General features: G+C 68.6%; 4 protein-coding genes. 3 read left to right on the top strand and 1 reads right to left on the bottom strand.

All coding sequences use genetic code 11. The features are described 5' to 3' along the window. Both ACHFFZ_RS14935 and ACHFFZ_RS14930 read left to right on the top strand, forming a co-directional pair. Positions 1 to 3,021, top strand: a 3,021-nt coding sequence (locus tag ACHFFZ_RS14935; RefSeq protein ID WP_394277391.1) for a LysM peptidoglycan-binding domain-containing protein, incomplete at its 5' end; no start/stop codon positions are given. A gap of 193 nt (positions 3,022 to 3,214) precedes the next feature. Continuing rightward, positions 3,215 to 3,631 (top strand): hypothetical protein, encoded by a 417-nt coding sequence (locus ACHFFZ_RS14930; protein WP_394277390.1) that lies wholly within the window; start codon positions 3,215 to 3,217, stop codon positions 3,629 to 3,631. A 47-nt stretch (positions 3,632 to 3,678) separates the two neighbouring features. Here ACHFFZ_RS14930 and ACHFFZ_RS14925 read toward each other — a convergent pair whose 3' ends face one another. Then, on the bottom strand, positions 3,679 to 4,269 hold the full coding sequence (locus ACHFFZ_RS14925; protein WP_394277389.1) for a TetR/AcrR family transcriptional regulator: 591 nt from the start codon (positions 4,267 to 4,269) through the stop codon (positions 3,679 to 3,681). A 123-nt stretch (positions 4,270 to 4,392) separates the two neighbouring features. On the opposite strand from ACHFFZ_RS14925, the gene ACHFFZ_RS14920 reads away from it, so the two are divergent. Next, on the top strand, positions 4,393 to 4,797 hold the full coding sequence (locus tag ACHFFZ_RS14920) for a DUF3995 domain-containing protein (RefSeq protein WP_394277388.1): 405 nt from the start codon (positions 4,393 to 4,395) through the stop codon (positions 4,795 to 4,797). Positions 4,798 to 4,884 lie beyond the last annotated feature (87 nt).

Raw genomic sequence — 4,884 nt, 5'->3', positions numbered from 1 at the left:
GACGACGGCACCCTCGCGCTGACGGCGATTGCTATGGTCGGCTGGATCACCTGGGCCTACCTCGCGATGCTGATCGTCCTCGAGACGCTCGCGCGCCTGCGCCGCGTGCCGGCCCCGACCCTTCCCGGCTGGCACTCTCCGCAGCTCGGCATCCGACGCCTCGTCGCACTGGCCGCACTGCTGTTCACGCTCCAGGGCGTCGCAGCCGTTCCCGCTCGCGCCGAGACGCCTATTTCGACGCCAACCGCCACCAACAGCACCCATCAGACTGCGCCTGCACCGTCCAAGACCGCGCAGCCGCAGCAGAAGTCTCAGGCGTGGACGGCACATCGGGTCGCGGCGGGGGAGACCCTGTCCGGTTTGGCCCAGCGCTACCTCGGGGACGCTGACAGGTGGCCCGAGATCTTCGACGCGTCCCGATCGATCCGCCAACCAGACGGCCGACACCTGGCCGATCCGGACGTCCTCGAGCCCGGCTGGACGCTCCACATCCCCACGGACAACCCCGTGGAGGCCCGACAGCAGACCGGGCATGTGGTTGTGGCAGGCGACACCCTCGCCAACCTCGCCCAGCATCACTTGGGCGACAGCAACCGGTGGCCCGAAATCTTTGACGCCTCCCGATCGATCCGCCAGCCCGACGGTGGCCACCTCACCGACCCCGACCACATCGAACCGGGTTGGCACCTCACCATCCCCACCCGCATCAAGCAGGCACCCAAGCAGCCGAACTCCACGCCGCAGCAGTCCCACCCCACCACGCGGCCGAGCGGCCAGCCACGTCCCGATGCGACGAGGCACCCGGCCGCAACCCAAGCATCGACACCGGTGCCGAGCCGCCAGACGAGCGCACCGGCCACCACGGCCGCCCCATCCAGCACCGAGCGGCCCGCTGCCGTGGAGTCGGTTGGCCAGTCCGGTGCGGTGTCGCCGTGGCTGTTGACCGGCCTGGCCAGCGGCGGGGCCGTGCTGGCGGCATCGATGGTGACGGTGCTGCGGTCTCGTCGCCGGGTGCAGAGCAGCCACCGCCGCCCCGGACGCTCCATCACCCTGCCACCAGTAGAGCTGGCACCTGTCGAACAGACCGTCACCACCGTCGGCATCCCCGCCCTGGCCACCCTGGCCGACATCGACCAGGCCCTCACCGTGCTCGCGGCCCACCACCTGCACAGCGGAGAGCCGATGCCGCAGCTCGCCGCCGTCCAGACCACCACCGACGGCATCGTGCTGTACCTCGCCGACGCGGCGCAGCTCCCCACACCCTGGACGGCCATCGACGACACCCACCGCCGCTGGCACACCACCCCCACCGCCCTCGCAACCCACACCGAACAGGGGGAGTGGGACTCGGTTCCGGCACCGTATCCGCTGCTGGTGACCATCGGCACCGACGCCGACGACGGCCTGTGGCTGGCCAACCTCGAAGACCTCGGCACCACCAGGTTGGTCGGCGATGCGGACTACGCCGCTGATTTCGCCCGCTACCTTGCCGCGGAACTGGCCGTGAATCCGTGGTCCCACGGCGTGCGCGTCACCCTGCTCGATGCGGCCATCGAGACCATCGCCATGAATCCCGGTCGCTTGCACCAGCCCACCGACGTCGACCAGACGATCGCGGACATCACCCACGACGCCCAACGCAGCCACGCCCGCGGCGGGAACAGCGTCGACGCCCGCATCCACGCCACCGACGACGAACCCTGGACACCACGAGTCATCCTCGCCACCCACCGCCACGAGACCAGCCTCGCCGCGCTCGCGGCACTGGTCGACGCCGACCCCAGCCGGGCGAACACCGCCATCATCACCCTCGCCCCCGAGGCGCCGACCGACGACAACCGACCCCGATTCGAGTTCACCAGCGACGGGCACATGAGCCTCGAACCGGTCGGCCTCGAACTCATTCCTGTGGGCCTCACCGCCGACGAAGCCACCGGCTGCGCCGCACTGCTGGCCCAGGCCGACGTCCTCGACGACCACCCCGTCCCCGCCGCCGGCGACACCGGCTGGCGCGAGCTGGCCGACCAAGCCGGGACCCTTCACGCGGACGACCGCGACGAACCGACCACGCCCACCGACCAAGCCGCGGACGACACCCTCACCGAGCCTCTGGTGCCAGCCGACTCGATGGTGGTCGAGGACGAGGCGGAACGACTGCGTCTGGCCCCGCAAGTCACCCCTGAGGCAACGCGACGGCTCGCCGAGGCCGACCCCACCCTTGATGCCGACCTGGCCGACTGGTTCGACGCCGCCTGCCACCGGCCCAAACTCAGCCTGCTGGGCCCCGTCAGCGTCACCGCCCACGGCAAGGCCATCGCCAAACGCAAGCCCTACTACATCGAACTGGTCAGCTACATCGCGCTGCGCGAACACGGCGCCACCCCCGACGAAGTCGCCACCGCCTTCGGCCTGGCCCAACAAACCATCCGCACCGCCATCACCACCGTGCGGGACTGGCTCGGCACCATCCACGGCACCGACCAGCGCTACCTCCCCGACGCCACCGAATCACCCGCCGCCCAACTCCGCGGCACACCCGTCTACCAAATCCCCGAACTCCTGGTCGACATCGACCTCCTGCGACGGCTCCGCGCCCGCGGCCAAGCCCACGGAGCAGACGGCATCACCGACCTCCAGACCGCCCTGTCGCTGGTCAAGGGACGCCCCTTCGACCAACTCCGCCCCGGAGGCTGGGGCTGGCTCGCCATCACCGCCATCGACCACCACATCACCTGCGCCGTCGTCGACATCGCCCACACCATCACCGCCCACCACCTCCAGCACGGCGACACCGCGTCAGCGCGCAAGGCGACAGAAGTGGCCCTACTTGCTGCTCCCGACGACACGATCACCAAGATCGACCTCGCCGCCATCGCCTCTGCCGAAGGCCACCACGACGAAGCCGACCGCCTCACTACAGAAATCTGCCGACTGCTCGACGAGGACGACCTCCCAGTGGAGCTGAGCGGACGTTCGCGCCTGTTGCTGGCAAGCCTCAGCGACAAGGCGGCCGCTTCATAGGTGCGTGAGCGACACGTAATGCCGAATACAGCGCGTCGGAAGACGATGCCCAGCCACGCCCCAAGGGCTGTCGTGTCACAGCCACGTAGAGCTTGGACCCCTGAAGGTCTACTGAGCCCACCGACCGGGGAGTCGATTGGCTTTAGCGGAGATATAGCCTGATCGCCTGGCCACTAGCCCCGAGGGGATCATCATGGATGCATACGTGCTGCCCGACCCGACATTGTCCCGTTACGACGGGGGCGTCGCAGAGTTGCGCAGGCATGGTGAGGTCCTCGCCTATCTCGTGTGTGAGGTTGGGCGCATGGTGTTTCCCGCGCAGGGTGATCCGGCGCCCCTGTTCAAGGTGGTGTGGCCTGACGGCCGACAGGAGACGGAGTTCGAGGACTACGGCCCTGAATGGTGGACAGTGCGCGAGTTGGATGCTGGACACCTGACCTTCTGGTCCGAACCATCGGTCTTCAGGCCAGTGCGGTTCCTGGGGCTCGACCTAGGAGGAAGGGTGGGGCGCACGCAAGGCGAAGAGGTCAGCTACGAGGTCGGTTGGCTACCGCCCGTTGAAGCTCGCTCGATGCGTCGGAAGCTGGGCCTCCCGGAGCGCGGTCTCTGACAGAGGTGCCATGTCGAGGCATCCTCCTCTGCCGCGGGCAGGTCGGGTCATGGCGTCGCGCGCAGATCTTCGAAGCCGGCGATGATCACGTCCAGCCCACGGGAGAACGCGCGGTCCTGGTCGACATCGGCTGGCAGCTGGGGTGCCCCTGGGCCTTGTCCCATCTCCGAGAGGGCGAAGCCTCGGGCGAAGCTGGATCCGACCAGGTACAGGTCGAGGGCGCGCTCTCTGGTGAAGCCGGCTGCCTGCAGCACCGAGAGCACCCGGTCGATGGCGGAGTGGTCCTCGCCCAGGACGATGGGCCGCTGCGCTTGGCCGGTGAAGACGGCCGGGTGCTGGGTGATGACCCGGCGGTACTGCCACGACAACTCGCGTAGGACCTGCTGCCACGGGGCACCGTCCGGCACGACTACCGGGGTCATGTCGGCAACCAGTAGGGCGGCCATGCCGTCGAGCACGTCTTGCTTGTTGGTGACGTGGCGATACAGCGCCATCGCCTCCACGCCGAGTTCGGAGCCGAGTCGTCGCATGGTCACCGCAGCAAGGCCTTCGCAGTCGGCCAGTGCAATTCCGGCCTCCAGGATGGCTCGGCGTGTCAGTGGGTGGCGACCCCGGCCCGTCCCTTGCTTGTCAGGCATTGCGTCGATCTCCGATCCATCCAGTGTTTACAGTGTAAACATGGCTTCTGCTTCCATCCTTCACCCGTCGCCCCCGAGCCGTCGGTCCGTGCAAGCCACCTGGCAGCCGCCGTGCCAGGTGGCTTGCATGTCGCCATCACCCTGTACTGGGCCATGGGAGGGCGTGCGCTGCTGTGGACGATGGGGTCGGCGTTCATCGCCAGGTTCTCGTCGGTGATGTGGGTGCTGTACCCGCTCGCGCTGGTCAAAGCTGTCGGCGCTTTCGGGCCGCTGTGGCTCGATCGTCATTGGTGGCCGTGGCGACGCTTGAGCAGGCTGGGCAGTTGGCTGGCGGGGATCGTGCTCGTCGCATGGGGTGGTGCGAACACGGTGGTGAGCAATCTCGTGCTCCCCGGCGTGGTGCACGCCCCGGGCGGATACGACCGTCCAGTGATGGTCGGACACGCGTGGATCTGGGACCCGCTGTTCCTGCTGTGGGGCGCGGCCTTGCTCCTGGGCCTTCAGAACACCCGCCGCCGGCGCGCCTGATACTTGCAGGAGCAGTCGCGCTCATGCCGCGCTGGGCTCGATCGTGCGGCCGCACACCGACGTGAGGTCTGGGTCACCGAGGCACGC

The organism is Luteococcus sp. (assembly GCF_043424415.1).
In the GTDB taxonomy this organism is placed as follows: Bacteria; Actinomycetota; Actinomycetes; order Propionibacteriales; family Propionibacteriaceae; genus Luteococcus.
The sequence above is the reverse complement of the archived record's forward strand: the minus strand, read 5'-3'. Positions and strand labels throughout refer to the sequence as shown.